The organism is Streptomyces neyagawaensis (genome assembly GCF_023516595.1).
In the GTDB taxonomy this organism is placed as follows: Bacteria; Actinomycetota; Actinomycetes; order Streptomycetales; family Streptomycetaceae; genus Streptomyces; species Streptomyces neyagawaensis.
In genome coordinates this window covers 242,020-266,325 of sequence record NZ_JAMGBG010000005.1, presented here as the reverse complement: position 1 = coordinate 266,325, position 24,306 = coordinate 242,020, and the positions used below count along the sequence as shown (strand labels likewise).

Sequence of the window (24,306 nt, the reverse complement as noted above, 5' to 3'; positions counted from 1 at the left end):
TTCGCGCGCGGCGCGCTCCGGCCCGCCGATCCCCTTCCCGTCCGCTTCGCGCGCGGCGCGCTCCGGCCCGCCGATCCCCTTCCCGTCCGCTTCGCCCGCGGCGCGCTCCGGCCCGCGGGTCGAGTGGCGTGGTGTACCGCCCTTGCCGCCCCCAGCCGTGGCCGCCCGGGGCGTTCCGTCGCCGCCCGTCGTCCTTCCCGGCGTTCCGTCCCCGTCCATCCCGTGCCCGGGTATCCCGATGCCGGGCCGTTCCCGCCCCATGAAGCTCCTCCTGGCCCCCGCCGCCCGATGTGTTCGTCGGCGGCCTCGTCGTCCTCGTGGCCGTCACTGTCCGGTCACCTGTGCCCGACTGCCCCGGCCGGTCCCGCTCACACCGTGGGGGTCGCGGAAATCGGGGAACCCGCACCAGGACACACGTATCGAGGCGAGCGGATCGGGAGGGGCGAGCACGGTGAGTGACGGCGAAGGCAACGCGGAGTACGGCCGGAAGCGGTTCGAGCGGTCGGCGAGCCATTTCACGGACCGCATCACCGCCGACGGCCGGGACGGCTGGCTCGTGGAGGCGGGCCGGTACCGGCTGGTCGTCAGCAGGGCCTGCCCCTGGGCGAGCCGGGCGGTGATCTCACGGCGGCTGCTCGGGCTGGAGGACGCCCTGTCGATGGCGATCGCCGACCCCGTCCAGGACGACCGCAGCTGGCGGTTCACCCTGGACCCGGACGGACGCGACCCCGTGCTCGGCATCCGGTTCCTGAAGGAGGCGTACGACGCGCGGGAGAGCGACTACCCGGGCGGGGTGAGCGTCCCGGCGGTCGTGGACGTGCCGAGCGGGAAGCTCGTCACCAACGACTATCAGCAACTCACCCTCGACCTCGCCACCGAGTGGACCGCCCTGCACCGGCCGGGGGCGCCCGAACTGTATCCGGAGGGGCGGCGCGACGAGATCGACGCGGTGATGGCGGAGGTCTACGAGGACGTCAACAACGGTGTGTACCGGGCGGGCTTCGCCACGGAGCAGAAGGAGTACGAGGAGGCGTGCACCCGGGTGTTCCGGCGGCTGGAGGCGCTGTCGGAGCGGCTCGCGCGGCAGCGGTACCTGGTCGGGGAGACGATCACGGAGGCGGACATCCGGCTGTTCACGACGCTGGTGCGTTTCGACCCCGTCTATCACGGTCACTTCAAGTGCAATCGCTGGAAGCTGGCGGAGGAGCCGGTGCTGTGGGCGTACGCGCGTGATCTGTTCCAGACCCCCGGGTTCGGTGACACCGTCGACTTCGACCACATCAAGCAGCACTACTACCGGGTGCACACGGGCATCAACCCGACCGGCATCGTGCCGCTCGGGCCGGATCTGTCGGGCTGGCTCACGCCGCACGGCCGCGCGGATCTGGGCGGCCGCCCGTTCGGCGACGGCACGCCGCCCGGACCGGTGCCCGCCGCCGAGGTCGTGCCCCCGCGGGGGCGGGCCTGACGCCGACCGTACGGCGACGCTTCAGACCGCAACGCGAAGGAGGAAGGCCAAGTGTCCAAGAAGAAGAAACTGCCCCTCGCCTACAAGCCCGTCGGATTCGCCCTCGGCTGGGTGAGCGGTGCGCTGGCCTCGATGGCGTTCCAGAAGACGTGGAAGGTGATCCGGCACGAGGACGACGCGCCGGACGCGCTGGACCGGGATCGCGGGTGGGGCGAGATCCTGCTGGCGGCGGCCGTGCAGGGTGCGATCTTCGCGGTCGTGCGCAGCGCGGTGGACCGCACGGGCGCGAAGGCCATCGAGCGGTCCACCGGTGTGTGGCCGGCCCCGGAGAAAGGGGGCCGGGACTGAGGGGTCCTTTCACTATGCCCGTCCGGGTCGCGTGGTCTGGCACCGCACCTCGCTGCGTTACCGAAAGGCCCTAGTAGCGCCGCTACGACGACCTTCCGGCGCCTTGCGATGCACGGCACCAGACCACGCGACCTGATCGGACGCTCATAGTGAAAGGGCCCCCTGAGACCGACGGAAGTCAGCCCTGCTTGGGGGCCGTGGGGTGTTCGCGGCGCAGGGTGAAGGAGTGGCCGGCCGGGTCGGAGTAGCCACGCTCCTCGAACGGCCCGGCCGGCTCCTTCGTGTCGACGGGGCGGCCGCCCAGCGAGACGATGCGCCGCTCGGCCTCGTCGAGGTCGTCGACGTAGAAGTCCAGGTGGGCCTGGAGGGAGTTCTCGGGGCGCGGCCAGCTCGGCGGGGTCGCGTTCACGTCGCGGCGGAAGGCCATCCTGGTGCCGCAGGCCCCCTGGATCTCGACGCGGTTGGCGGTCGCGTCCGTCTCCTCCGCGTCGAGCAAGTCCTTGTAGAACGCCGCGAGCTTCTCGGGCTCGGCGCAGTCCAGCACGACGAGTCCTGCCCGTACCAGTGCCATGTCTCTCCTCCGCGCGGTCTCCGGACGCGGGCGGACCCCCGGCGCCCATACGCTCCCCGGGTACCCCGAACTTCCGGACCCACCGGCGTACGGACCCCCTCTGTCACCCCCTTTGTTTCCTGGACAGTCGTCCAGCTATAGTGGACACCTGTCCAAGAAGTCGGCGAGGGTGCCGAGTGGGTTGTGGAGGTTGTTCAGCATGGAGATCCTGGCTAGTGCGCTGGTTGCGTTGGTGGCGGTGGAGCACCTGTACATCCTGGTGATGGAGATGTTCCTGTGGCAGAAGGCGCCGGGGATGAGATTCCACGGGTTCGACGCGGACATGGCGCAGCGGACGGCGGCGATGGCGGCCAACCAGGGCCTCTACAACGGCTTCCTCGCGGCGGGCCTGGTGTGGGGCCTGATCGCGGACGACCCGACCGGGTTCCGCGCCCAGATCTTCTTCCTGAGCTGCGTCGTGGTCGCCGGTGTGTACGGCGCCGCCACCGCCAACCGCCGGATCCTCGTCATGCAGGCGCTGCCCGCCGCGCTCGCCCTGGCCGCCGTCCTCGTCGCCGGATGACCGCGGAGGACCCCCGGGCCGCCCGCACCCGGGCCAAGCTGCGGGAAGCCCTCCTCGACGAGTGCGCCCGGCGCCCCCTGGACGAGGTCAGCGTGGCCGCGCTGGTCCGCCGGGCGGGGGTGGGCCGGGCCACGTTCTATGTGCACTACGCCGATCTGGAGGCGCTGGCGGTGGACGCCTGCGCCGATGTCGTCCGGGAGGCCGTGGAGGCGCTGCACGCCTGGCGCGGCCGCCCCGACCCGGTACGGGCCCCCGCGGCCCTGGTGGAGTTCTTCGCGTCGCTCACCCCGCACACCGCCCTGTACCGCGCCCTGCTGGCCCCCGGCGGCAGCGGCCCGCTCGGGCGGGTGCTGTACCAGGACCTGCGGGCGTACAGCCTCCGCGAGCGCGAGCTGGCGGGGGCCGCGGACGCGCCGCTGGTGGCGTCAGCCGTGGCCGCCACCTTCGCGGGGGTCCTCGCCGACTGGCTGCACGGCCGGATCGAGGCCACCTCGGAGGAGATCGCCCACCAGTCGTGGCAACTGCTCGTCGCCCTGCACCGCAGCCGGTGAGCCCCCGCCCGGTCCGCCGCCCCGCGCCGACGCCCCCCCCACGCCGACGCGGTGAGCCCCGGTCAGGCGCAGCCGTGGCCCTCGGCCACCCGGGGCCACAGCTCGACGCCGTCCGGGGTGCGGACGTACGCCTTCGACGGGTCGTCCTCGACCAGCCACAGCTCCCAGTCCTCGTCCTCGTAGCGGTACCCGGTGTCGCGGGCCGCCTCGGGCAGGGGGACGTCGCCGTCGTAGGCGGAGGTGAGCATCCCGTCGGGGAGGACGCCCGCGGGGTCACGGCCGTACAGTGCGCTGCCGTCGGCCCGATCCCGGCCGGTCGACAGGAAGTGGGCCTTCTGCCAGTCACAGTGTTCGGCGCCCTCGGAGCTGTGCACGGTGGTGATCGGCACCCGCCGGCCCCTCGCGTCGGTCCAGACCTCGTACCACTGGGAGTCCGTGTAGCTCGCGGGCAGTTCGGCGGGGTCGCAGGACGCGGTGGTCTCGGGGCCCCAGCCGGGGCTGCCCTCGCGGTCCTTGGCGACGATCACGGCGACCTTGGTGCGGCCGTCGACGTCGTACGAGAAGAGGGCCCGGTCCTTCTCCTCGCGCTCCAGGCGGTAGCCCTCCCGCGGTACGTCGGGCTGCTCGATGTCGAAGTACGCCTCCAGCCCCTCCTCGGGCGTCTCTCCCCCGTCGTCCTTGCCCCAGCCGCCCGGGCCGCCGCCGCCCGAGTAGAGGTCACCGTCGCATTCCAGCGCCCGGCCTGCCGCGCCCGACTCCGTCCGCATCGCGTCGGTGCCGTCCTCGTCGACCTCCTTGTGCGGCACGTACAGCGGTCCGTCGTACGGAGTGGCGGGCGGTGTCCCGGTGATCACCGCACTGTCGTCCCCGTCGGCGCCGCAGCCCACCGCCAGCGCGGCCAGGGCGGCCGCCGCCACCATGAGCCCTCTGCGCATTCCCCACCCCTTGCTCGTTTCCGGACCTGCTCTCCCTCCTCCGACGCCGCGGGGGCCCCGGACGTTCGACGGCCCGGCGGATGACCGGGTACGCGGTCAGCCACCGGGCCGGAGCCACGCGGGGACGACGCGGCTCGGAGGGAGGGCTCGGGTCAGAACGTCAGCACGGGCTTGATGCTGGTGCCGTCGCTCATGTCGGCCACCGCCCGGTCGATGTCCTCGAACTTGTAGCGGCTGATCAGGCGCTCCAGCGGGAGCTTGCCGTCCTTCACCAGCTGGACGAGGACGGGGATGGCCGTCTGGATCTCGTTGTCGCCGAGGGTGAGTCCGACGACGCGCTTGCCGCCGAGCATGCCGTTGACGTCGAGGGAGACCTCGGTGCCGAACGGCGGGGCGCCGACGATGACAAGGGTGCCGCGCGCGGCCAGGGAGTCCACGCCCTTGCGCAGGACGAAGACACTGCCGGTGGTCTCCACGGCGCCGTCGACGCCCTGGCCGCCGGTGATCTCCATGACGGCCTCGGCGATGTCGGCGACCTCGCTCGCGTTCACCGTGTGCGTGGCGCCCAGTTCCTTGGCCAGCTCCAGGCGCGCGGCGACCTTGTCGACGGCGATGACCGTGGTCGCCGGGGTGAGGGCGGCGGCCATGACGGCGGACAGGCCGACGGCTCCGGCGCCGAGCACGAGGAGCGTGCTGCCCGCGCCGGGTTCCAGCACGTTCCAGACGGCGCCCACACCGGTCTGGACGCCGCAGCCCAGCGGGGCGATGGAGTCCAGCGGGACGTCGGGGTCGACCTTGACGAGGCCGCGCTCGTCGACCAGGGCGCGCTCGGCGAAGGACGACTGGCCGAAGAAGTGGCCGCCGAGGTCCTGCCCGTCGCGGCTGATGGTGCTGGTGCCGTCGGCGCGGCGGCCACCGATCAGGTTCAGCGGCAGCCAGGTGGCGCAGTACGCCGGGTGCCCGTCACGGCAGTTGCGGCAGTCGCCGCAGGAGGTGAAGGACAGCACGACGTGGTCGCCCGGCTCGACGGAGGTGACGCCCGGGCCGACGGCCTCGACGACACCGGCGCCCTCGTGGCCCAGGACGCCCGGCAGGGGGAAGGGCAGCGCGCCGCTGGCGACACCGAGGTCGGTGTGGCAGAGCCCGGCGGCGACCATGCGGACCAGCGCCTCGCCCGGCCCCGGCTGGTCGAGGACGACCTCGGAGAGGGTGAAGGGCGCACCGCCGGACTCGACCACGGCGGCACGTGTGGTGGTGGACATGCTCGTGTACTCCTTCTTCGGTGGCGGGCCGCCGCAGCACCGCAGCCCGCCGGTGATCCCGGGAGGGCGCTCAGTCGAGCGAGACGACGACGGACTTGACCTTGGTGTAGGACTCCAGGGCCTCGGGGCCGTACTCCCGCCCGAAACCGGAGGACTTCACGCCGCCGAAGGGCACGGCCGGGTCGAGCATGGCCCAGTCGTTGATCCAGACGATGCCCGCCTCCAGCCGGTCGGCGACACGGTGGGCGCGGCCCAGGTCCGTGGTCTGCAGGCCCGAGGCGAGGCCGTACGGGGTGGAGTTGGCGAGGGCGACGGCCTCGTCCTCGGTGTCGAAGGGCTGCACGGTGAGGACCGGGCCGAAGATCTCCTCCTGGACGACGCGGGAGTCGTTCGCGAGGTCGGCGATGACGGTGGGCTTGTAGTAGAAGCCGCCGTTCAGGTCGAGGCGCTCACCGCCGCAGACGATGCGGGCGCCCTCCTTGCGAGCCAGCTCGACGTACTCCTCGACCTTCCTCAGGTGCCGCTCCCCCGCCATCGGGCCGACCACGGTCTCGGGCTGCCGGGGGTCGCCGACGGGCACACCGGGCACCGCGTCGGCGAGGATGCCGACGACGGTCTCGTACAGCGGGCGGGCGACGAGCAGACGGGGACCGCCCATGCAGAACTGGCCGGTGTTGAAGACGAAGCCCTTGATGACCGCGCCGACGGCCTTCTCGAGGTCGGCGTCCTCGAAGACAATGTGGGCCGCGTTGCCGCCGAGTTCCATCGTGACCGGCTTCAGGCCCTCACCGGCGACACTCGCCGCGTGCCGGCCGACGGCGGTGGAGCCGGTGAACGCGATCTTGTCGACACCGGGGTGGCGGAGCAGGGCCTCGCCGGCGACCGGGCCCGTGCCGGTGACGACGTTGTAGACACCGTCGGGGACGCCGGCCTTCTTGAGGAGCTCCGCCATGTAGAGGGCGCTGAGCGGGGTCTCCTCGGCGGGCTTGTGGACGACCGTGTTGCCGGCCGCCAGCGCCGGGGCGATCTTGCTGCCGGCGAGGATGAGCGGGAAGTTGAAGGGGGTGATCGCGCCGACGACGCCGATCGGACCGCGCTTGGTGTAGGCGAGGCGGTTCATGGGGACGTCGCGGTTGCCGCCGTCCAGGGTCCAGGCGAGGGAGGCGTAGTACTCGTAGTCGTTGGCGGCGTTCGTCACGTCGACGGCGTGGCAGAGCGTGATGGGCTTGCCGACGTCCTGGCTCTCCAGTGCGGCGATGTCGTCGGCGTTCTCACGGATCAGCTGGGCGACACGGTGGAGCACCCGGCCGCGTTCCCGGCCGCTCAGCCGGGACCAGGCTCCGCTGTCGAAGGCCTCACGCGCGGCCCGTACGGCGTCGTCGACGTCGGCGGCGCCCGCTTCCGCGACGGTCGTGACCACCTGCCCCGTGGACGGGTCGATCACGTCCGTCCGTGCCCCGTCGGCCGCATCGCGCCACTGTCCACCGATGAACAGCCGCCCGGGTCCGCTCTCGAAGGTGGTCGTCATTGCCCACTCCCCAGCCTTGATCGCCAAGATTTCAACAAACAGGTTTCCTGTTGGTCGCAGTCTCGGTACACACAGGTTTCCTGTCAATGCCTTACGCTGACCCCATGGTCGGCACCAAGGCACCCCCGTCGCTGCTCTACATGGTCAAACAGGTCGAGCTGGTTGTCCGCTCGCACCTGGACGAGCTGGTGCGACCGGCCGGGATCACGGCCCTGCAGTACACCTCCCTGACCGTGCTGGAGCGGCACGACGGGCTCTCGGCGGCGCAGCTCGCCCGGGACTCGTTCGTCACCGCCCAGTCCATCGCGGATCTGGTGCGCAGCCTCGAGACCCGTGGTCTGGTGCGCCGGGAGCGCAATCCGCGCAACCGGCGCGAGCTGCGGATCCTGCTCACCGACGAGGGGCGCGAGCTGCTCGCCCGCTTCGCCGAACCGGTGCGTGACCTGGAGGAACGCATGATCCGGGAGCTCACCGCGCACCAGGCCGAACAGTTCCGGCAGGCCCTGTCCAAGGCATGGCAGGCACTGTCGTAGACCGTGGTGCGCAAAATTCCGGACAACCGGCCGCAGAAATCAAAGACATATGTCAATCGAACATGCTGAAATTCACCCTGACGGGGGTAACTTGCAGAGCGGGGACGGGTTTTGCCCTCACACAGTCCGGTTGGAGGCGATGCCGTCGTGTCGAGCGACCCCACACCTCCGGCCACCGACCATCTGCGCGTGCGCGAGGACCGCGGCCGCACCGTGCTCGAACTCCACGGCGAGATCGACATCGCGGCGGCCGTGGAGATCATCCCGCATCTGGACGCGCTGACCGGCCGCCCCAGCGCCCGGATCGTGATCGACCTCAGGCACGTCGAGTTCTTCGACTGCTCCGGACTGCGCCTCCTCCACCGGGCCCGGCACCGGGTCCTCGACCGGGGCGGTGAGCTGCGCCTGGTCTGCACCCATCCGCTCACCCTGCGCGTCCTCAAGGTGACGGGCCTGTCCCGGCTGCTGCCCCCGGCACCCTCGCTGGACGCGGCCCTGGAACAGCCCGAGGCCACCTCGGGCACGTTATGACGCGCTTCAGAGGCCCTTTCCTCGCGCAACCGCCTCTGAAGCGCGAACCCGCCCGCCGCGAACCCGCCCGCCGCGCCCGCGCGCTCAGTGACCCGGCAGCGCGTCGAACAGCGCGCTGACGGACTCGCCGTTGTGGATCCGGCGCACGGCCTCGGCGAAGGCGGGGGCGATGGAGAGGACCCGCAGCTTCTCGGTGCGCTCCTCGACCGGCACGGGCACCGTATTGGTGCACACGATCTCCAGGACGTCCGGCTGCTCGCCCAGCCGTTTGAGGGCCCCGGCCGCGAACAGCCCGTGGGTGCAGGCCACCCGGATCGAGCGCGGCCCCAGCTCCCGCAGCCGCTGGAGGAGCTCCAGGACGGTACTGCCCTTGGCGATCTCGTCGTCGAGCACGATGACGTCCCGCCCGGCGACCTCGCCGATCACCGAGCTGATGCTCACCCGGTCGTCCGCGAAGCGCTGTTTGGCCCCCGCGGCGACCTGCGCGCCGATCATCCGTGCGAACGCCGCCGCCTCCTTGGCGTTGCCCAGGTCCGGGGAGACGACCGTCGTACGACTCAGGTCGTACTGGCGGAAGTGCGCGGCCAGCTCCCGCAGCGCGTGCAGATGATCGACCGGCACCGAGAAGAAGCCGTGCACCTGAGGCGAGTGCAGGGTCATCGTGAGCACCCGCCCGGCCCCCGCCGAGACCAGCAGATCCGCGACGAGACGACCGCCGATGGAGATGCGCGGGGCGTCCTTCTTGTCGGAGCGGGCGTACGAGTAGTGCGGCATGACCACGGCGATCCGGCCCGCCGAGGCGCCACGCGCCGCGTCGCACATCAGGAGCAGTTCGACGAGGTGCTCCTGCACCGGCGCGACCAGCGGCTGCACCAGGAACACGTCCCGCTCCCGGCAGTTGCCCTGGAGCTGCACCTCCAGACAGTCGTTCGCGAACCGGCTCACCCGGGACGGGCTCAGCGGCACCCCCAGGTGCGCGCAGATCTCTTCCGCCAGTTCGGGGTGGGCGCTGCCGGTGAAGACGGCGATGTCACGCACGGTCGGCTCCTCGCATGAACATGATCAATACGGGTTGCGCGGCTCATGCTACTGGCCGTCCCTTCTACGCCGTTTCGGGCGTCCACGCCGGGACGAAGAGCGCCGCCGGTCTACGGCGAAGTACGGACAATCCCCAACTCCGCGTTCCGCCAAGGTCTTCGCGGGCATTCGTTGAATCAGGAAGGAGGGCCGTCGACATGACGACGTCCATCAAGCGCACACGTCTGCCCGGCTGGGCCAAGGTGCTCATAGCCGTGGTGGTCCTCATCGTGGTGCTGCTGGCCGCACTGAGGCTGCTGGTCTTCAAGGGGTTCGACGACATGTTCGGCACCGAGGAGCACGACCGCTCGGGGCCCACCCTGCTCCGGTCCATCCAGGACATGAGCCGCTACGAGGCAGCCTCGGGCAACTTCCAGGTGGTCGTCGACCTGGAGAAGGACGCCAAGTATCTGCCGGACGCGATCCGCGGCACCCGCACGCTGTACGTCGGCGCGGGCACCGTCGACGCCTATGTCGACCTCGGCAAGGTCGGCGACGACGACGTGAAGGTGAACAAGGAGCGCACGTCGGCCACCATCAACCTCCCGCACGCCCGGCTCGGCACCCCCGCCCTCGACACGGAGCACTCCTACGCCGTCTCCAAGCAGCGCGGCCTCCTCGACCGCCTCGGCGACCTGTTCTCCGACAACCCCAACAGCGAGCAGGCCGTCCAGCGGCTCGCCGTCAAGCACATCGGCGACGCCGCGAAGGACAGCCGGCTGACGGACCGCGCCGAGGCCAACACCACCGACATGCTCGAAGGGCTGCTGAAGTCCCTGGGCTTCAAGGAGGTGAAGGTGACGTACGGCGACTGACCCGCCCACCGGGACCTCCCGGAGCGGGCATCGCGGGCCGCTTCGGGGGTAACCGCCTTGACACACAAGGAAGTTGAAACTGGGAGGGTTGGATGGCCCGTACGACATCACGTTCCCGGCCCACCGTCTCGGGCCGCCGTTCGCCGACCGTGCAAGGCGATCGACGGCCCCTTCCGCTGCCCGTGCGGGTGCTGGTGATGGCGCTGGCCTTCGCGGCCATGGTGGCGTTCGGCGCGGTGCTGGCGGGGCTCACGCTCCAGCCGTCGCCGGCGTCGGAGGCCCTCACACACAGCAACCTGCGCCCCGGCAGCTCCCTGGAGCTCTACTGGCACCACCCGTCGCCGCGTGACGCCGTCAAGCAGCTCGGCGGGAACATCCTGCTGGGGGTGCCCTTCGGCATCCTGCTGCCGGTGCTGGCGCCGGGGACCCGCGGACTGCTGCGAGTGCCCGCGCTGACGGCCCTGATGATGCTGCTGGTCGAACTGGTGCAGGGCGCACTGGTGACCGGCCGCGCGTTCGACATCGACGACGTCATCCTCAACACCACGGGCGCCCTGCTGGGCTATCTGCTGCTCGGCCGACGGCTCGGCCGGGCCGTGCACGCCCCCGCGGTAGGGAAGCAGCCGAAGACCCCGCGCGGTGGCACCACCGGGCGGCCGCGGACGGCCCGCAAGGCGGCGTCCCGCAAGATCGCCTGGCGCCTGCCGCGCCGGGCCAAGGGACGCGCCTGGCGCCTGCCACGCCGGGCCAAGGGAGGGGCCGGCGCCGCCGAACGGGCTAGCGCGGCGTCCAAGTGAACTTGTCGCCGCCCACCCAGCGCACCTGCTCCGGGTCGTCGAGGTCATGGACGGTGATCCCGTACGCCGCGGCGGCCTGGAGCACGTCCGTCATCGCCTTGGCCTCACCGACCACCTGACCGTCGATCTCCACGATCCGGAACGGCGGCGTACCCGGCTGCACCCCGAGCACCATGACCCGAGGGTGGGAGATGTAGGGACTCGCGATTTCCGTCATGTCTAGAGCGTAGGCCCGTTCCGCCGTCCGTGACCGGGCGGCGGACGGCCGCCGTGCGGGTACCCGGCGCCTGGGCGAGTCTGTAAGCGGAACGCTGGAGGTGCCATGGATCCCGTCGAGGCCCTGGAGCGGATCGCCTTCCTGCTGGAGCGGGACCGGGCCCCCACGTATCGCGTACGCGCGTTCCGTACGGCCGCCGCGGTGCTCGCCGCGATGCCTGCGGACGAGGTGGCCGAGCGGGCGGCCTCGGGGTCGCTGGAGTCGCTGAAGGGGATCGGGCCGAAGACCGCGCAGGTGGTGCGGGAGGCGCTGGCCGGGCGGGTGCCGGACTATCTGGGGAAGCTGGAGCGGGAGGCCGAGGCCCCGCTCACGGACGGCGGCCTCCGGCTGAGGGAGCTGATCCGGGGCGACTGCCATGTGCATTCGGACTGGTCGGACGGGGGCAGCCCGATCGAGGAGATGGGCCGGACCGCCGCACGTCTCGGCCACGAGTGGGCGGTCCTCACCGACCACTCGCCCCGGCTGACCGTCGCCCGCGGTCTGTCCCCCGAGCGGCTGCGCGAGCAGCTGGACGTGGTAGCCGCGCTGAACGAGACGTGGGCGCCGTTCCGGCTGCTCACGGGCATCGAGTGCGACATCCTCGACGACGGCTCGCTGGACCAGGAGCCCGAGTTGCTGGACCGCCTCGACGTCGTGGTGGTGTCGGTCCACTCCAAGCTGCGGATGGACGCCCGGTCGATGACCCGGCGGATGGTCGCCGCGGTCCGTGATCCGCGCTCCGACGTGCTGGGGCACTGCACGGGGCGGCTGATCACCGGGCGGGGCCGGCCGGAGTCGGAGTTCGACGCGGACGCGGTGTTCGCGGCCTGCGCGGAGACCGGCACGGCCCTGGAGATCAACTCCAGGCCGGAGCGGCTGGACCCGCCCCGGCGGCTGCTGCGGCGGGCGGTGGAGGCCGGGGTGCTGTTCTCCGTGGACACGGACGCGCACGCGCCGGGCCAGCTCACCTGGCAGATCCACGGATGTGCGCGAGCCGAGGAGTGCGGGGTACCCGAGGACCGGGTGGTGACGACGTGGGGCGTGGAGGACCTGCTGCGGTGGGCCCACGACCGGGAGGTGCCCGCGCCGGGCGCCCCACGGGGAGCACCGCCCCTTGCGGAACGCGAGAAGTGACACCCGATGCGAGGAAAGGTGCGTCATGGCCAAGGCCGCTGTGTTCGATGTCGACGGGACCCTCGTCGACACCAACCATCTGCATGTGGTCGCCTGGTGGGAGGCGTTCCGGCAGGCCGGGCACCAGGTGGCGATGCACGACATCCACCGGGCGGTGGGGCTGCCGTCGCGGGACCTGATCACCCATGTGCTGGCCGAGGAGCCGAAGCAGGAGGAGAGCGACGCGCTGAGCGCGGCGCACAAGGCGTTGTACGGGACGTACTTCGAGCGGTTGCCCCCGCTGCCGGAGGCCGGACGGCTGCTGCGGCGGCTCGACGGGCAGGGCTGGCGGGTGGTGCTCGCGACGTCCGCCAGCGGGCCGGAGCTGGCCGCGCTGCGGCGCGCGATCGGCGCGGACGACGCCATCATGGCGACGGCGAGCGCGGAGGACGTGGCCAAGGGCAAACCGGCCCCCGACCCCGTGGAGCACGCGCTGGAGCTGGCGAAAGCCCCGGCCGAGCGATCGGTGTTCGTCGGGGACACGGTGTGGGACATGCGGGCCGGCGTCCGGGCGGGGGTCCGCTGTGTGGCCGTGCTCAGCGGGGGCATCCCGCGTCCCGAGCTGGAGGCGGCCGGGGCGGAGATGGTGTTCCGGAATGCGGCGCATCTGCTGGCCGCGCTGGACGAGAGCCCGCTGGGGCGCGAGGAATGATCTGCCGGGGGTCGCCGCGGCCCGCTGGCGGCGTGACGCGGATCACTGGCGAGACCCGGCGTCGGAGGGAACAGCCACGGGTGGTTGCCCGTTAAACAAACCGTGGGTGCGGATGGGACAGTGTCCCCGGGCCTCACCTTTTGCCCACAGGGACGATCGTTCGGCTGAAGCCCTGTGGAGCGTTTCGCCGAGAGGCGACCGCCATCCGCACCCACACACAGACCGCCCCGACCGTGATTCCCCCGTCCGGTCGGGGCTTCCCCTTTTCGTGAGCGGGAACGGCCGGCTTTGTGAGCGGGAACAGCCGGCCGTTTTCCGCGTGCGGGGGCGCCAGTCGGCTTCTCGTGAGCGGGAGCGTCAGTCGGCTTTCCTGAGCGGGAGCGTCAGTTCGTGAAGTCTCTCGGCCCGTACAGGGCGGCGGGCGCGCCCGTCATCAGGGCCCAGTAGCGGTCGCCGTACGACCAGTGCCACCACTCGGTGGGGTAGTTGACCAGCCCGGCCTCCGTGAGGGCGGCCCCCAGGATCTCCCGGTGGGCGCGGGCCTCGGCGGGGATGTTCTCGGCGCCCGTATAGCAGGCGCCCGCGCTGTCCTCCGGGCTTGCGTTGACCGGCGTACCGCAGTCGAGTTCGCGGCCGTCGGCGTCGACGAGGGTCAGGTCGACGGCGGCGCCCGCCGAGTGCGGGGCCAGCTCGGGCGGCGAGACATAGCGGCTGGCCGCCGTGCGGAGGCGGGCGGCGTCCCAGTCGGGGTGGAGGGCGCGCATCTCGGCCGTGTACTCGTCGAAGTACCGGCGTTGCAGGGCCGGGGGCCGGTACCCCTCGACGAACAGCAGGCGCAGACCGTCCGGCAGCAGCGACTGGGCCCGGACCAGCCTCTCCACCACACCCGCGCGCAGATGGGCGTAGGCACCCGTGGCATCGGCCTTGCGGGGATCGACGGGCAGGGGGCTGTCCCGGCGTAAGTCGACGAGCGGCTCGTCGCAGTCGCGCACGGGTACGGCCGCGACTTCGGGATCGGACATCAAGATGATCTCGGTCATGGGGGTGATCCTCTCGTGGGCGCGTCGGGGCACCACGGGAATCGGCCAGACCGGCGCCCGCCGGGGAGGGCCGCCGCGTGCATCGGCGTGGTCCGGGTACTCGTGGGCGGCCCTGGAAGTCGCGGCGCGAGAGGAGTCAGCGGTGAACAAGGAGTCCGGCGACAGGATCGTGATCACGGGTGCCACCGGCAATGTCGGAACGAGCCTGGTACGGCTGCTCGCGGAGGACGAGCGGGTCGGGCAGGTGCGGGGCCTCGCCCGTCGGATCCCCGACTGGTCGCCCGAGAAGACGGAGTGGTCGGCAGTGGACCTGGGGTCCGGGGACGCCGATCTGACGAAGGAGTTCGAGGGGGCGACGGCGGTCGTCCATCTCGCGTGGGCCTTCCAGCCCACCCACGACCCGGCCGCCACCTGGCGGACCAATGTGCTCGGCAGCATGCGGGTCTTCGAGGCGGTGGCGGCGGCGAAGGTCCCGGCCCTGGTGCACGCCTCCTCGGTCGGCGCGTACTCGCCGGGCCCGAAGGACCGGTCCGTCGACGAGTCGTGGCCCACGCACGGCTGGCCGGACGCCGCGTACTGCCGGGAGAAGGCGTATCTGGAGCGTGCCCTGGACTCCTTCGAGTACGAGCATCCCGAGGTGCGGGTGGTGCGGATGCGGCCCGCGTTCCTGTTCAAGCGGGAATCGGCGAGCGAGCAGCGCCGGATCTTCGGCGGGCGTCTTCTGCCGGGGCCGCTCGCCCGGCCCGAGCTGCTGCCGTTCATGCCCGACATTCCGGGGCTGCGGGTGCAGGCGCTGCACACCGACGACGCCGCCCACGCGTACCGGCTGGCGCTCCACTCCGATGTGCGCGGCGCCTTCAACCTGGCGGCCGAGCCGCCCGTGGACGCGGGGCTGCTGGGCGAGATGACGGGGTCGCGGCCGATGCGGCTGCCCCGGGCCGCCGTCCGGTCGGCGGTCGCCGCCGCGTGGAACCTGAGGCTGCTGCCCGCCTCGCCGCATCTCTTCGACGCGGTGCTGCGGCTGCCGCTGATGGACTGCAGCCGGGCCCGCGACGAGCTGCACTGGCGGCCCGAGCGGACGGCCGTGGAGGTGCTGGAGGAGTTCCTGGAGGGGCTACGGCAGGGTGCCGGCGCCGACACGGAACCGCTGCGGGGCCGGAAGGTGGGTTGAGCAGCCGCCCGGAAGGGTGGGCTGAGCAGCCGCCCCGGACAGGTGCGCTGATCAACCAGCCCGGACCTGACGGCTGAGCTGAGGAGCGTGCCACCCGGACATGACGGCGCCTCCCCGGGTCCCACCGGGGAGGCGCCGAGTCTTCGCGGCCTCAGCGGCCGTGCGGCGATCGCCTCGTGGCAGCGGCCGTGAGCCCTCCGAATCAGCCGGACGGATCAGTCGGCCGGCTCGTCGGGGACGGGCTGCTCCGGGTGGACACCACCCGAGCGGGGCGCGCCCTGGCGTCCGGTGCCCGCCTCGTCCGTGTCCGGCACATCCGTGCCGGTCTCCTCGGACGCGTCCTCGTCCTCGGGCCCGCCGGTCCCCCGCCCGGGGACCACCTCCCAGGGGTCCTCGCCCTTGGTCGCCTGCTGATCGGGCATGTCCCTCGGTATCGGGTCACCGTGTTCGCCGGGACCCTCCATCCGGTGATCGGTCACGGCGTGCTCCCTTCCTGTCGTGCACCGCGCGCGAGTACCTCGTGACGATCGGCTGAAACCCGTGTGCCAGGACCGGCGCCGCCCAGTTCGTCGAGGGCGGCCGTCAGATGGGGTGCGACCCGTTCCCGCCGCCAGGCGATGTCGTCCGCGTCGGCCTCGCGCGGCACCGTCTCCACCAGCATGATCAGGGAGAGGTAGCTGCGGTAGAGGGCGTAGCGCCGGGCGGCGCCGGGAGACAGGTGGGGGTCCCCTCCCGCTTCCTGATAGCCCGCCAGGAAGTCCGTGTCCTGCCGGATGTCCCCGAGCAGCGCGAGGGAGACGAAGTCGGCGACCGGGTCGCCCCAGAACATGCGCTCGCCGTCGATCAGACCGCCCACTCGGGCGGACGCCCCGTGCTCCACGAGGATGTTGCCGTCCCACAGGTCGAAATGGACGAGTCGCGGCACGGTCACCTCGTCGAGCGCGTCGTAGGCGTGCCGTGCGGTACGGGCCACCTCGTCGACGGGGCGGGGCAGCCAGGCCGCGTAGCGGCGGGCGTCGTCGAGCACGGCCTCGTACATGGTGGTGAAGGCGGTGCGCCAGTCGGAGGCGAGGGAGCCGAGGGCCCCGGTCGGGTAGCCGAATCCCGGCCCGGTGACCTCGTGCAGCCGGGCCACCAGGCCGCCCAGCTCGCGTCGCACTCCCGCCCTCCGCTCCGCCGTCAGTCCCTCCCATCCGGCGCCGGGGCAGTGGCTGAGCAGCACGTGGCGGCCGGTCGGCGCGCTCTCGTCGAGGGCGGCGCCGACCACCCCCGGCGCGGGGACGCCGACGGTCCCGGCCGCACGGCAGTACGCGGCCTCGCCGACGAGGAGGTCACGCTCGTGGGTCAGGCCGGGGACGGTGGACGGCGGAGGGATCTTGAGCACGAGCCGGGTGCCGTCGGTGAGGCGGAGTTCCTCGACCGTGTTGTAGGTGCCGCCACCGAGCGGCAGCCGCTCGGCGAGGCTCTCCGGCGGCAGTCCCGCCGCCGCCAGGACGAGCCGAGCACGCTCCTCCGCGTCCACCGCGGTCCCCCTTCGTTCGCATCCGGGCACGAGGGGCCCACTGTGCCAGGCGGACCCCCGGACCGCACCGGGTCGTCCCCAGAGGTCACCCCGCCGCGTAGACGTCCTCCACGTAGCGGCCCGAGGCGATCAGGTCGTCCAGCCCGCGGCCGGGACCCCCGTCGGGGTGCCGCTCGGCGAGGAGCGCGCGGAACGCCTCCCGGACGCCGGGTGCCATCCGGGAGGCGTCGCCGCACACGAGGACCCGGGCGCCGGCGTCCAGCAGGGCCCCGACCTCGTCGGCCTCGGCGGCGATCCGGTGCTGCACGAAGGTGACCCCGGCGACCGGGGCCGCGCTGAAGGCGGGGCGCAGCGAGACGGCGCCGGCGGCCTCGGCGGCGCGCAGCTCGTCGGCGTGCAGGAAGTCCGCGTGGGGGGCGTCGCAGCCGAAGTAGCAGAGGGCGGGTGCGAGTTCGGCGCCCGCGGCCTTGAGAGCGACCCGGTCGGCGATGGCGCCGCGGAACGGGGCGAGGCCGGTGCCGGCCGCGATCATGATGACCGGGGCCGGGTCGTCGTGGTCGACCCGGAAGGCCTCACGGCACGGCTGGATCCGGGCCAGGACGGTGTCGCCCGGCTTGACGGTGTTCAGGTAGCCGGAGCCGACGCCGGTGTAGGTGCCGTCGCCCGAGCGTGCCGGGGCCTCCAGCAGGGACACCATCAGGTCGACGTGGCCGGGGTCGGCCGCCGGTGAGGACGAGACCGAGTAGTGGCGTGGGCGCAGCGGGGTGAGGAGGTCGAGCAGGGCCGGCAGGTCCAGGGCGCCGCACAGCGCCGGGTACGCCTCGGCGACCTCGACCAGGGTGCGCCGCTCACCGTCGCCGGACGCGCTCGCCGCGAGGGCCGCGCGCTCGGGTGGGCAGGGGTTGGCCGCGGCGAGCGCCGCCAGCTGGTCGGCGGTCGGGCGGGTCCGCAGTTCGACGTGGTGGGTGAGGAGGTTCCGTACGGTCAGCGGCCTGTCGACCGCGAGGCCGTCTCGGCGCCGGGAGCGAATGTCGAGGATCTCCTCCGGGTCGAGGCCGAGGGCGGTGACGGCCCGCTGGACGAGCGCCGGGTCGTTGACGGGCAGGACGGTCAGATGGTCGCCGGTGCGGTAGGTGGTGCCCTCGGGCAGGGCGAGCCGGACGAACCGCTTGGTGCGGGGGTGGCCCGGCGCGGTGAGGTCGTACGCCTCGGTGACGGTCATCGGGGCGAGGCCGTGGCGCTCGGCGACGGCGTGCAGGGGGCCGCCGGTCAGGACACGGACCTCGTACGCGGGGGCGGGCCCCTCAGGGGTGCCCGTGGCCTCGGGGTCGCCGTACTCGGTCAGGAGGGCGGTGCGCAGGGCGGCCGCGAAGGCGCGGACGGTGCCGCCGAGATCGCCGGAGGCGTCGGCGGCGGCGCGGTCCAGCAGGCGGGTGCCGCCGAGAGCGGCGAGGCGTTCGTCGAGGCGGGTCGGTACCTGCTGGTAGGTGGCGGCCCAGTTGCGGTCACCGACACCGAGGACGGCGTACCTGCCGTCGTAGGCGGCCGTCTCCGTGTCGAGCCGGGCGGCGAAGGCGGTGGCGTCGTCGGTGGGCCGGCCGTTGTAGGAGGCGGCCGTGATGATCACCGGGCGGTCGGCGGGCAGCCCGTCTGCGTAGGCGTCCAGGGGCGCGACCTCCGTCTGTGCGCCCAGCTCGGCCGCCTCGTCGGCGAGCCTGGCGGCGAACTCCCGGCAGGTGCCGTAGTTGCTGCCGTGCAGGAAGAGGACGCGGGTGCCCGGGCGGAGCCGTGCGGGCAGCGCGGTCCCGTCGGTCGCGGTGACGGCCCGGTCGGGTGCGCCGGCGGGTACGGCGCCCGGCAGCGGGCTGTGCGCGCGGTCGGCGGTGGTACGCGGCGTGAGGGTGAGGGTGAAGCCCTCGGGCTTGAGGGTGAGGGTCTCCTTGACCGTGAGGGCGTAGTCGGCGTAGTCGTGCGGCCGGTAGCGGTGCACCAGCATCGCCAGCAGCATCGTCGCCTCGTGCAGGGCGAACTGCCGTCCGATGCAGGCGCGCTCCCCGGTGCCGAAGGGTTTGAAGGCGTGCGGGGAGCGGGCCGCCTCCGCCTCGGCGGTGAAGCGGGTGGGGTCGAACAGCTCGGGGTTGTCGCCCCACACGGGCTGCCGGTGCAGCATCGGGCCGAGCACCGTGACCTCCTGTCCGGCGCGCAGCGGCACCCGGCCGCCGAGCAGGGTGTCCTCGCGGGCGTACCGGCTGAACGCGGCGGCCGTCGGCCACAGCCGCAGCGCCTCGTTGAGCACCTGCCGGGTGTACGTCAGCCGCCCCACCTCGTCGAACGTGGGTTCGGGGTCGGTGTCGTCGCCCCACAGGGCGTCGACCTCGCGCTGGACGAGGTGCAGGACCTCCGGGTGCTTGGCCAGGTGGTACAGGGCGAAGGACATCGCCCCGGAGGTCGTCTCGTGGCCGGCGATGAGGAAGGTGATGACCTGGTTGCGGACGTTGGCGGTGTCGAGTGTGGCGCCGTCGGCGGGGTGCCGGGCGGTGAGCATCAGGCCGAGCAGGTCGTCGGTGTCGTCGTTCCCGGCTTCGACGCGGGCGGCGATGACGTCGTCGACGACCCGCGCGAGGTGGTCGGCGTCCGCGCGGAACGCCGCGTCGGCCGCCGTGTGGTCGTCGCCGGGGGTCCGGCCCAGCCGGTTCATGCTCCACTCCAGGCAGCGGACCATGGCCTCGACGAAGGGGTGGGGTTCGTCGCGTTCGAAGGAGCCGAAGTCGTAGCCGAAGCCGGCGAGGCCGATGGTGTCGAGCGTCATCCGGGTCATGTCGTCGGGCACGTTCACCGGCCGGCCCGCGCGGCTCGCCCCGTCCCAGGCGTCGATCAGCCGGCGGGCCACGCGGAGCATGACCGGGTGGTAGGTGCGCATCGAGCCGAGGGCGAACGCGGGCATCAGGATGTCGTGCGCCTTGGCCCAGTTGGGCTCGTCGCCGTACGCCGTGAAGAGTCCGTCGGCGGCGAACTCGCGGACGTTCCGCAGCGCGGGTCCGACGGCCTTGGCGAAGCGGGTCTCGTCGGACAGGTCGGCGACCAGGTCGAGATCGGCGACGAACAGGGTGTCCCTGCCGTGCAGTCGCCGCACGAGCACGGGCCCGTGCTCCCGCATCAGATCCATGACCTGCTGGATGGGGGTGCTGCCGGGCCCGGTGGCGGAGATGTCGACGACCGGGACGGTGCCGGGAGCGGGAGCGGGAGCGGTGCCGGAGGCGGGAGCGGTGCCGGGCGGAGCCGGAACGGCGTCGGTGGGGGCGGGGTGCGGCACGGTGGGGGACATGGCGCGGCAACTGCCTTTCGCTGTACGGGAGTACCGCGTTCCAGGGTTGTCCCCGAGGGCTGCTTACTCGTGCCATCCGACTACATGATTGTGTAGGGAGAGGCGGCCGCCCGGGGTTGCGGGGCCGCTCGGGGCGAACGCGGAGGCGGGTCGGAGGAGGCGGCGCGGGTGGACCGGGGGCCGGGCGGAGCAGGCGGGGCGGGCGGGGCGGGCGGACTGTCCGGTGACGGCGTCGTGTGGCGGAACCGCGCCATGGCCCTCTTCGACCGCATCCCGCTGCCGACGGCCGTGTGCGACGTGTACGGCCGGGTGATCCTGGCGAACCCGGCGATGGCAACGGAGTGGGGTGCGACTCCGGGCCGGCTGTGCGGGCGGGACGTGCTGGAGCTGTTCCGTCCGCAGGAGGCGACGCAGGTGGAACGGATCGCCCAGGCGCTGCGCCTGCGGCACCGGTCGCGCTATCCGGTGTCCGTGCGGTGGGACGCGGCGGACGGGGTGCGCCGGCACGGGGAGCTCACGGCCGACCCGATCAGCGACGGCCCGGACACCACACCCTCGCTGCTGGTCCTGGTCCGGGTGCGGGGCGAAGTGGCCGAGGCCGCGGAGCGCCCCGCCGCTCCCCCGGCGAGTCCGACCGAGGCCCGCGTCCTGGCGCTGCTGGCGGGCGGCGCCACCACCGCGCGGGCCGCGCGGGAGACCGGCCTCACCGTCGACGGCGTCAACTACCACCTGCGCCGCCTGTCCGCCCGCTGGTCCGCCACGGGCCGCACGGAACTCGTGGCCCGCGCCTACGCTCTCGGCGTCCTGGCCCCCGGAGTGTGGCCACCCGCCCCCGCCTCCGCCCCCGCCTCCGCCTCCGGCTCCGCCCCGGCCCCGGCCCCGGCCCCGGCGTCGGCCCCGGCCCCGACGAAAACCATTGGCCCCTCCTCGGAAGTCTGAGTAGCTTAGGCAAGAACCTAGTGACCCTAGGTTTCAGACCCTACGTTTCAGCATCGAAGCCTCGTCCCACAGCCCCCTCCGGAGGACCGCCATGAAGCCGCTCACCGAGCAGGAGATCCGCAGCTCGTTCATCAACTGCTCCAAGGGCGAGGCGAAGCGCATCTCCCTCCCCCGCGACCTGGGCGAACGCCCCTGGGACGACCTGGACTTCCTCGGCTGGCGGGATCCCGGTGCGCCCGACCGCAGCTATCTCGTCACCGAACGCGACGGTCGGCCCGTGGGGGTCACCCTGCGGTTCCCCTCCGCCCAGCGCGGCTTCCTGCACCGCAGCATGTGCTCCCTGTGCCTGACGACGCACCGGGGCAGCGGGGTCTCGCTGATGACGGCCCGCAAGGCGGGCACGGCCGGTCGGGAGGGCAACTCCGTGGGGGTGTACATGTGCGCCGACCTGGCGTGTTCCCTCTACGTACGCGGCAAGAAGGCCCTCGACACGGGCAGCCGATTCGAGGAGAGCCTCACCACGGAGGAGCAGATCGCCCGGACGGTCGGCCACCTGAGCGCCTTCCTGGACAAGCTGTACGCCTGAACCGCTCGCCGTCCGAACCGCTCGCCGCCGGAGGCGCCGCGACACGCCCGCGGGGTGAACCCGCAGTACACGCGGGGCCGCCCCCTCCTCCTGCCGAATCGTTTCGGTGATTAGGGTCCTCGGTCAGGAGTTCGGCGTACCGGCAAGGGGAACAGCGCAAGGATGCGAGACGTACGTGGTGTATGGGACCTGATGCACACAAAGGTGTCCCGGTGGCGACAGGATCCGGTGGTCGTGCAGTCCGTGCGGTCGGCCGCTGCCGCATCCGTCGCCTACGTGGTGGCGCTCTGGTTCAGCACGTCACCGGCGCCGCTGACGGCACCGCTGACCGCGCTCCTCGTCGTCCAGGTCACCCTCTACGCCACGCTCACCAACGGCATCCGCCGGGTGAACTCGGTGGTCGCCGGCGTGGTCGTCGCCATCGGCTTCAGCGCGGTCGTCGGTCTGACCTGGTGGAGCCTCGCCCTGCTCATCCTCGCCTCACTCGCCGTCGGCCATCTGGTCCGGGTCAGCGAGTACGTGCCCGAGGTGGCGATCAGCGCGATGCTGGTGCTCGGGGTGACCCGCGTCGGGGACACGGCGTGGACCCGGGTCCTGGAGACACTGATCGGCGCCGTCGTCGGACTCGCCTTCAATCTGCTGTTCGCTCCCCCGGTGTGGGTGGAGGCGGCCGGCGAGTCCATCGAGGACCTGGCCCGTCGTATGCGGCGGCTGATGAACCGCGTCGGCGAGGAGGCCGCCGGCCGCCCCGCCTTCGAGGTGGCGGCGGCCCGGCTGCACGAGGCCCGTGAGCTCGACTTCGACATCGTCGAGGTCGACGCGGCCCTCAGGCAGGCCGAGGACAGCCTGAAGCTCAATCCGCGCGTCCGGGAAGGGCTGCTGCACCGGGTCGTGCTGCGCACCGGCCTCGACACGCTGGAGATCTGCACGGTGGTGCTGCGCGTGCTGGCCCGCACCCTCACCGACCTGGCCCGCGAACGGGAGCCCAGCCCGCTGTTCTCCCCCGAGGTGGGGGCGACCCTCGAACGGCTGCTCGGCGAGATCGGTGACGCGGTGGTCAGCTTCGCGGTCCTCGTCACCACCGACGTCAGCCGCAGCGCCGAGTCCGCGGAGGACCGCCTCGCCGCCGAGCTGTCGACGGCCGTCGCGACCCGCGACAAGCTCGCGCAACTGCTACTGGAGGACGTCCGGCGCGACCCGCGCGAGTGGCAGCTGTACGGCGCCGTGCTGACCGAGGTCAACCGCATACTGGACGAGCTGGACACCCAGCACCGCACCAAGCGGCTCCTGGAGGAACTCGACCGCTGCACCCGCGAGCAGCGCGAGCGCGCCCCGCGCCTCACCGGCCTGCGCGACCGCCTGCGCACCACCCTGCCCTCCCGGCGGAACCGCTCCGGCCCCGTCGGACGTACTAAGTCACAAGGCACGACGCGATGACGAGGGGAGCGTACGGAATGGCCGACGGCACCGTGCGGATCGACGGGACGACACTTCATCTGCCGGGTGGGGTGCGGGTGCGCTTCATCCGCACGCTGCGCCTGCCCGAGACGGGCACGCACCAGCTTCCGCCCGGTCTGGGCGACTTCCCGATCCGCCGGGTCGAGGACTATCCGCACACGGCCCCCGAGGAGATGCGGGCGCGTGGCGGGGTGATGCTCCCCGTGTATCTGCGCGAGGCGATGTGGCTGCACTTCGGCGGTTCCCTGGAGCCTGCCGCGCTCCAGGTCGGCGTCGGCAAGGTGTGCGCGGTGTCGGGTGAGCCGTGGAGCAACCGGCTCAGCCGGAAGCCGCAGAACTACGTGGTGCTGCCGCGTCAGCCGTGGCTCGACGGCATCAACTCCGGAAAGGGCACGGTCCGCCAGTTCGTGGCCGTCCCGCTGGGGCTCGGCGCGACGGTCGAGGGGCAGGTCACCGGCGAGGAGGTGTTCGGCGGGGTGCAGTTGCAGTCGTTCCCGCTGAACGACGCCCAGCTCGCCGGCTGGCGGGAGGCGGAGCGGCAGCGGGCCGCGCGGGAGCGGAACTTCGGCCCGGTCGGCGGCTACGGCGGCCCGGTCCCGATGCCGCCGCCGGGCGCCGCCCCGATGCCCGCCCCCATGGCCGCGCCGCCCGGTGGCGCGCCCCTGCCTCCGCCGGCACCCGGTGGCGCGTCCTTGCCACCGTCGGCGCCGGGCGGCAGCCCGATGGCGTTCGGGGCGCCGGGTGCCGTGCCGGCGGCCCGTGCGGCGGTGCCACAGCGGGCCCCGGCCGCGATGGGGCTCGGTGTCGGCGGTTCGATGCGCCAGGAGGTCTACCAGGACACCTGGCCGCGCGGCAGCTGGGCGGAGCAGCCGGCCGGCCGGGTCTTCGTCCACCTCGTCACCCCGCCCGAGTGGCGCCGGATCACCGGTGAGGCCCCGCCGCCGTCGCCGGTGGACCGCGCGGCCTACACGAACGCGGGGCTCCCCTGGTTCGACTACTACGACCAGGACGGCGTCGACGTCGAGCCCGCGGACGCGCTCGGCGCGGTCAAGCCGGTCGGCGACTGGCTCGGCACCGACCTCGATCCCTGGCAGCCGCCCGCCCCCGGCCAGATCAAGCCCCTCGGTGACGCCCCGGGCAGGCCGATCCAGGACGGCGACTGGTAGCCGTCAGGCGGGCCCGCCCGCCGTCCGGGTTTTGCGTCGG

At 72.7% G+C, this 24,306-nt stretch carries 25 protein-coding genes; 15 read left to right on the top strand and 10 right to left on the bottom strand.

The window, feature by feature from the left end:
- Nucleotides 1-451 precede the first annotated feature (451 nt).
- A complete protein-coding gene (locus M8J73_RS03570) occupies nucleotides 452-1,468 on the top strand; it encodes a glutathione S-transferase family protein (RefSeq protein ID WP_055542972.1) in 1,017 nt (338 codons plus the stop codon).
- A 51-nt stretch (nucleotides 1,469-1,519) separates the two neighbouring features.
- A complete protein-coding gene (locus M8J73_RS03565) occupies nucleotides 1,520-1,816 on the top strand; it encodes a DUF4235 domain-containing protein (protein ID WP_055542973.1) in 297 nt (98 codons plus the stop codon).
- Between the two features lie 178 nt (nucleotides 1,817-1,994).
- Here the strand turns inward: M8J73_RS03565 and M8J73_RS03560 are convergent, their stop codons facing one another.
- On the bottom strand, nucleotides 1,995-2,387 hold the full coding sequence (locus M8J73_RS03560; protein ID WP_055542974.1) for a VOC family protein: 393 nt from the start codon (nucleotides 2,385-2,387) through the stop codon (nucleotides 1,995-1,997).
- A 199-nt stretch (nucleotides 2,388-2,586) separates the two neighbouring features.
- Here M8J73_RS03560 and M8J73_RS03555 point away from each other — a divergent pair, with 199 nt between their 5' ends.
- Together M8J73_RS03555 and M8J73_RS03550 are read left to right on the top strand one after the other, a co-directional pair.
- Complete coding sequence (locus tag M8J73_RS03555) at nucleotides 2,587-2,949, top strand: DUF1304 domain-containing protein (protein WP_055542975.1); 363 nt, start codon at nucleotides 2,587-2,589, stop codon at nucleotides 2,947-2,949.
- Nucleotides 2,946-3,500 carry a TetR/AcrR family transcriptional regulator gene (locus tag M8J73_RS03550; protein WP_055542976.1) on the top strand — a complete coding sequence of 185 codons (555 nt, stop codon included), beginning with the start codon at nucleotides 2,946-2,948 and terminating at the stop codon, nucleotides 3,498-3,500. The genes M8J73_RS03555 and M8J73_RS03550 overlap by 4 nt, the downstream gene beginning before the upstream one ends.
- A gap of 62 nt (nucleotides 3,501-3,562) precedes the next feature.
- Here the strand turns inward: M8J73_RS03550 and M8J73_RS03545 are convergent, their stop codons facing one another.
- The 3 genes from M8J73_RS03545 to M8J73_RS03535 form a co-directional block, all read right to left on the bottom strand.
- Nucleotides 3,563-4,435 (bottom strand): hypothetical protein, encoded by an 873-nt coding sequence (locus tag M8J73_RS03545; protein WP_249828210.1) that lies wholly within the window; start codon nucleotides 4,433-4,435, stop codon nucleotides 3,563-3,565.
- 152 nt (nucleotides 4,436-4,587) lie between these two features.
- Nucleotides 4,588-5,697: an NAD(P)-dependent alcohol dehydrogenase gene (locus M8J73_RS03540; RefSeq protein ID WP_055541317.1), complete on the bottom strand. Its 1,110-nt coding sequence runs from the start codon at nucleotides 5,695-5,697 to the stop codon at nucleotides 4,588-4,590.
- Between the two features lie 70 nt (nucleotides 5,698-5,767).
- Nucleotides 5,768-7,225: an aldehyde dehydrogenase family protein gene (locus tag M8J73_RS03535; RefSeq protein WP_055541316.1), complete on the bottom strand. Its 1,458-nt coding sequence runs from the start codon at nucleotides 7,223-7,225 to the stop codon at nucleotides 5,768-5,770.
- Between the two features lie 104 nt (nucleotides 7,226-7,329).
- On the opposite strand from M8J73_RS03535, the gene M8J73_RS03530 reads away from it, so the two are divergent.
- Nucleotides 7,330-7,758 carry a MarR family winged helix-turn-helix transcriptional regulator gene (locus M8J73_RS03530; RefSeq protein ID WP_055541315.1) on the top strand — a complete coding sequence of 143 codons (429 nt, stop codon included), beginning with the start codon at nucleotides 7,330-7,332 and terminating at the stop codon, nucleotides 7,756-7,758.
- A gap of 147 nt (nucleotides 7,759-7,905) precedes the next feature.
- Nucleotides 7,906-8,289, top strand: coding sequence for an anti-sigma factor antagonist (locus M8J73_RS03525; protein ID WP_055541314.1), 384 nt, complete (start codon nucleotides 7,906-7,908; stop codon nucleotides 8,287-8,289).
- Between the two features lie 84 nt (nucleotides 8,290-8,373).
- On the opposite strand, the gene M8J73_RS03520 is transcribed toward M8J73_RS03525, so the two are convergent.
- Entirely contained in the window at nucleotides 8,374-9,327 is a 954-nt protein-coding gene (locus tag M8J73_RS03520; RefSeq protein ID WP_055541313.1) for a ribose-phosphate diphosphokinase, read from the bottom strand.
- Nucleotides 9,328-9,524: 197 nt separating this feature from the next.
- Here M8J73_RS03520 and M8J73_RS03515 point away from each other — a divergent pair, with 197 nt between their 5' ends.
- Nucleotides 9,525-10,181, top strand: coding sequence for a DUF4230 domain-containing protein (locus tag M8J73_RS03515; protein WP_055541312.1), 657 nt, complete (start codon nucleotides 9,525-9,527; stop codon nucleotides 10,179-10,181).
- A 92-nt stretch (nucleotides 10,182-10,273) separates the two neighbouring features.
- Nucleotides 10,274-10,978 carry a VanZ family protein gene (locus M8J73_RS03510; RefSeq protein WP_055541311.1) on the top strand — a complete coding sequence of 235 codons (705 nt, stop codon included), beginning with the start codon at nucleotides 10,274-10,276 and terminating at the stop codon, nucleotides 10,976-10,978.
- Here M8J73_RS03510 and M8J73_RS03505 read toward each other — a convergent pair.
- Complete coding sequence (locus tag M8J73_RS03505; RefSeq protein ID WP_055541310.1) at nucleotides 10,959-11,195, bottom strand: hypothetical protein; 237 nt, start codon at nucleotides 11,193-11,195, stop codon at nucleotides 10,959-10,961. The genes M8J73_RS03510 and M8J73_RS03505 overlap by 20 nt on opposite strands.
- A gap of 105 nt (nucleotides 11,196-11,300) precedes the next feature.
- Here M8J73_RS03505 and M8J73_RS03500 point away from each other — a divergent pair, with 105 nt between their 5' ends.
- On the top strand, nucleotides 11,301-12,368 hold the full coding sequence (locus tag M8J73_RS03500) for a PHP domain-containing protein (protein ID WP_055541309.1): 1,068 nt from the start codon (nucleotides 11,301-11,303) through the stop codon (nucleotides 12,366-12,368).
- A gap of 25 nt (nucleotides 12,369-12,393) precedes the next feature.
- Nucleotides 12,394-13,059: an HAD family hydrolase gene (locus M8J73_RS03495; RefSeq protein ID WP_055541308.1), complete on the top strand. Its 666-nt coding sequence runs from the start codon at nucleotides 12,394-12,396 to the stop codon at nucleotides 13,057-13,059.
- A gap of 383 nt (nucleotides 13,060-13,442) precedes the next feature.
- Here the strand turns inward: M8J73_RS03495 and M8J73_RS03490 are convergent, their stop codons facing one another.
- Complete coding sequence (locus M8J73_RS03490; protein WP_055541307.1) at nucleotides 13,443-14,099, bottom strand: M15 family metallopeptidase; 657 nt, start codon at nucleotides 14,097-14,099, stop codon at nucleotides 13,443-13,445.
- A 142-nt stretch (nucleotides 14,100-14,241) separates the two neighbouring features.
- Between M8J73_RS03490 and M8J73_RS03485 the strand changes: the two genes are divergently transcribed.
- Nucleotides 14,242-15,270, top strand: a complete 1,029-nt coding sequence (locus tag M8J73_RS03485; protein WP_055541306.1) for an SDR family oxidoreductase — start codon at nucleotides 14,242-14,244, stop codon at nucleotides 15,268-15,270.
- A 215-nt stretch (nucleotides 15,271-15,485) separates the two neighbouring features.
- Here M8J73_RS03485 and M8J73_RS03480 read toward each other — a convergent pair whose 3' ends face one another.
- The 3 genes from M8J73_RS03480 to M8J73_RS03470 form a co-directional block, all read right to left on the bottom strand.
- Nucleotides 15,486-15,749, bottom strand: coding sequence for a hypothetical protein (locus tag M8J73_RS03480; protein WP_055541305.1), 264 nt, complete (start codon nucleotides 15,747-15,749; stop codon nucleotides 15,486-15,488).
- Complete coding sequence (locus M8J73_RS03475; protein WP_079055101.1) at nucleotides 15,746-16,792, bottom strand: phosphotransferase family protein; 1,047 nt, start codon at nucleotides 16,790-16,792, stop codon at nucleotides 15,746-15,748. Before M8J73_RS03475 ends, M8J73_RS03480 begins: the two co-directional genes overlap by 4 nt.
- An 85-nt stretch (nucleotides 16,793-16,877) precedes the next feature.
- The gene (locus M8J73_RS03470) at nucleotides 16,878-20,117 is read right to left on the bottom strand and encodes a cytochrome P450 (RefSeq protein ID WP_249828209.1); all 3,240 of its coding nucleotides are present in this window, start codon (nucleotides 20,115-20,117) and stop codon (nucleotides 16,878-16,880) included.
- 252 nt (nucleotides 20,118-20,369) lie between these two features.
- Here M8J73_RS03470 and M8J73_RS03465 point away from each other — a divergent pair, with 252 nt between their 5' ends.
- The 4 genes from M8J73_RS03465 (at nucleotide 20,370) to M8J73_RS03450 (ending at nucleotide 24,266) form a co-directional block, all read left to right on the top strand.
- Nucleotides 20,370-21,056, top strand: a complete 687-nt coding sequence (locus M8J73_RS03465; protein ID WP_249828258.1) for a PAS domain S-box protein — start codon at nucleotides 20,370-20,372, stop codon at nucleotides 21,054-21,056.
- A gap of 91 nt (nucleotides 21,057-21,147) precedes the next feature.
- Nucleotides 21,148-21,642, top strand: coding sequence for an FBP domain-containing protein (locus M8J73_RS03460; protein ID WP_055543384.1), 495 nt, complete (start codon nucleotides 21,148-21,150; stop codon nucleotides 21,640-21,642).
- 162 nt (nucleotides 21,643-21,804) lie between these two features.
- Nucleotides 21,805-23,079: an FUSC family protein gene (locus tag M8J73_RS03455; RefSeq protein ID WP_055543385.1), complete on the top strand. Its 1,275-nt coding sequence runs from the start codon at nucleotides 21,805-21,807 to the stop codon at nucleotides 23,077-23,079.
- A gap of 17 nt (nucleotides 23,080-23,096) precedes the next feature.
- A complete protein-coding gene (locus M8J73_RS03450; RefSeq protein ID WP_249828208.1) occupies nucleotides 23,097-24,266 on the top strand; it encodes a hypothetical protein in 1,170 nt (389 codons plus the stop codon).
- The last annotated feature ends 40 nt before the right edge of the window (nucleotides 24,267-24,306 follow it).

Excerpts from the sequence above, each read along its gene's own strand:
- M8J73_RS03500 (WP_055541309.1), top strand. The coding sequence starts at position 11,301 with ATGGATCCCGTCGAGGCCCTGGAGCGGATCGCCTTCCTGCTGGAGCGG.
- M8J73_RS03510 (WP_055541311.1), top strand. The coding sequence starts at position 10,274 with ATGGCCCGTACGACATCACGTTCCCGGCCCACCGTCTCGGGCCGCCGT.
- M8J73_RS03515 (WP_055541312.1), top strand. The coding sequence starts at position 9,525 with ATGACGACGTCCATCAAGCGCACACGTCTGCCCGGCTGGGCCAAGGTG.
- M8J73_RS03455 (WP_055543385.1), top strand. The coding sequence starts at position 21,805 with ATGCGAGACGTACGTGGTGTATGGGACCTGATGCACACAAAGGTGTCC.
- M8J73_RS03490 (WP_055541307.1), bottom strand. The coding sequence starts at position 14,099 with ATGACCGAGATCATCTTGATGTCCGATCCCGAAGTCGCGGCCGTACCC.
- M8J73_RS03505 (WP_055541310.1), bottom strand. The coding sequence starts at position 11,195 with ATGACGGAAATCGCGAGTCCCTACATCTCCCACCCTCGGGTCATGGTG.
- M8J73_RS03465 (WP_249828258.1), top strand. The coding sequence starts at position 20,370 with ATGGCCCTCTTCGACCGCATCCCGCTGCCGACGGCCGTGTGCGACGTG.
- M8J73_RS03545 (WP_249828210.1), bottom strand. The coding sequence starts at position 4,435 with ATGCGCAGAGGGCTCATGGTGGCGGCGGCCGCCCTGGCCGCGCTGGCG.
- M8J73_RS03460 (WP_055543384.1), top strand. The coding sequence starts at position 21,148 with ATGAAGCCGCTCACCGAGCAGGAGATCCGCAGCTCGTTCATCAACTGC.
- M8J73_RS03495 (WP_055541308.1), top strand. The coding sequence starts at position 12,394 with ATGGCCAAGGCCGCTGTGTTCGATGTCGACGGGACCCTCGTCGACACC.
- M8J73_RS03535 (WP_055541316.1), bottom strand. The coding sequence starts at position 7,225 with ATGACGACCACCTTCGAGAGCGGACCCGGGCGGCTGTTCATCGGTGGA.
- M8J73_RS03540 (WP_055541317.1), bottom strand. The coding sequence starts at position 5,697 with ATGTCCACCACCACACGTGCCGCCGTGGTCGAGTCCGGCGGTGCGCCC.
- M8J73_RS03450 (WP_249828208.1), top strand. The coding sequence starts at position 23,097 with ATGGCCGACGGCACCGTGCGGATCGACGGGACGACACTTCATCTGCCG.
- M8J73_RS03560 (WP_055542974.1), bottom strand. The coding sequence starts at position 2,387 with ATGGCACTGGTACGGGCAGGACTCGTCGTGCTGGACTGCGCCGAGCCC.
- M8J73_RS03470 (WP_249828209.1), bottom strand. The coding sequence starts at position 20,117 with ATGTCCCCCACCGTGCCGCACCCCGCCCCCACCGACGCCGTTCCGGCT.
- M8J73_RS03555 (WP_055542975.1), top strand. The coding sequence starts at position 2,587 with ATGGAGATCCTGGCTAGTGCGCTGGTTGCGTTGGTGGCGGTGGAGCAC.
- M8J73_RS03550 (WP_055542976.1), top strand. The coding sequence starts at position 2,946 with ATGACCGCGGAGGACCCCCGGGCCGCCCGCACCCGGGCCAAGCTGCGG.
- M8J73_RS03530 (WP_055541315.1), top strand. The coding sequence starts at position 7,330 with ATGGTCGGCACCAAGGCACCCCCGTCGCTGCTCTACATGGTCAAACAG.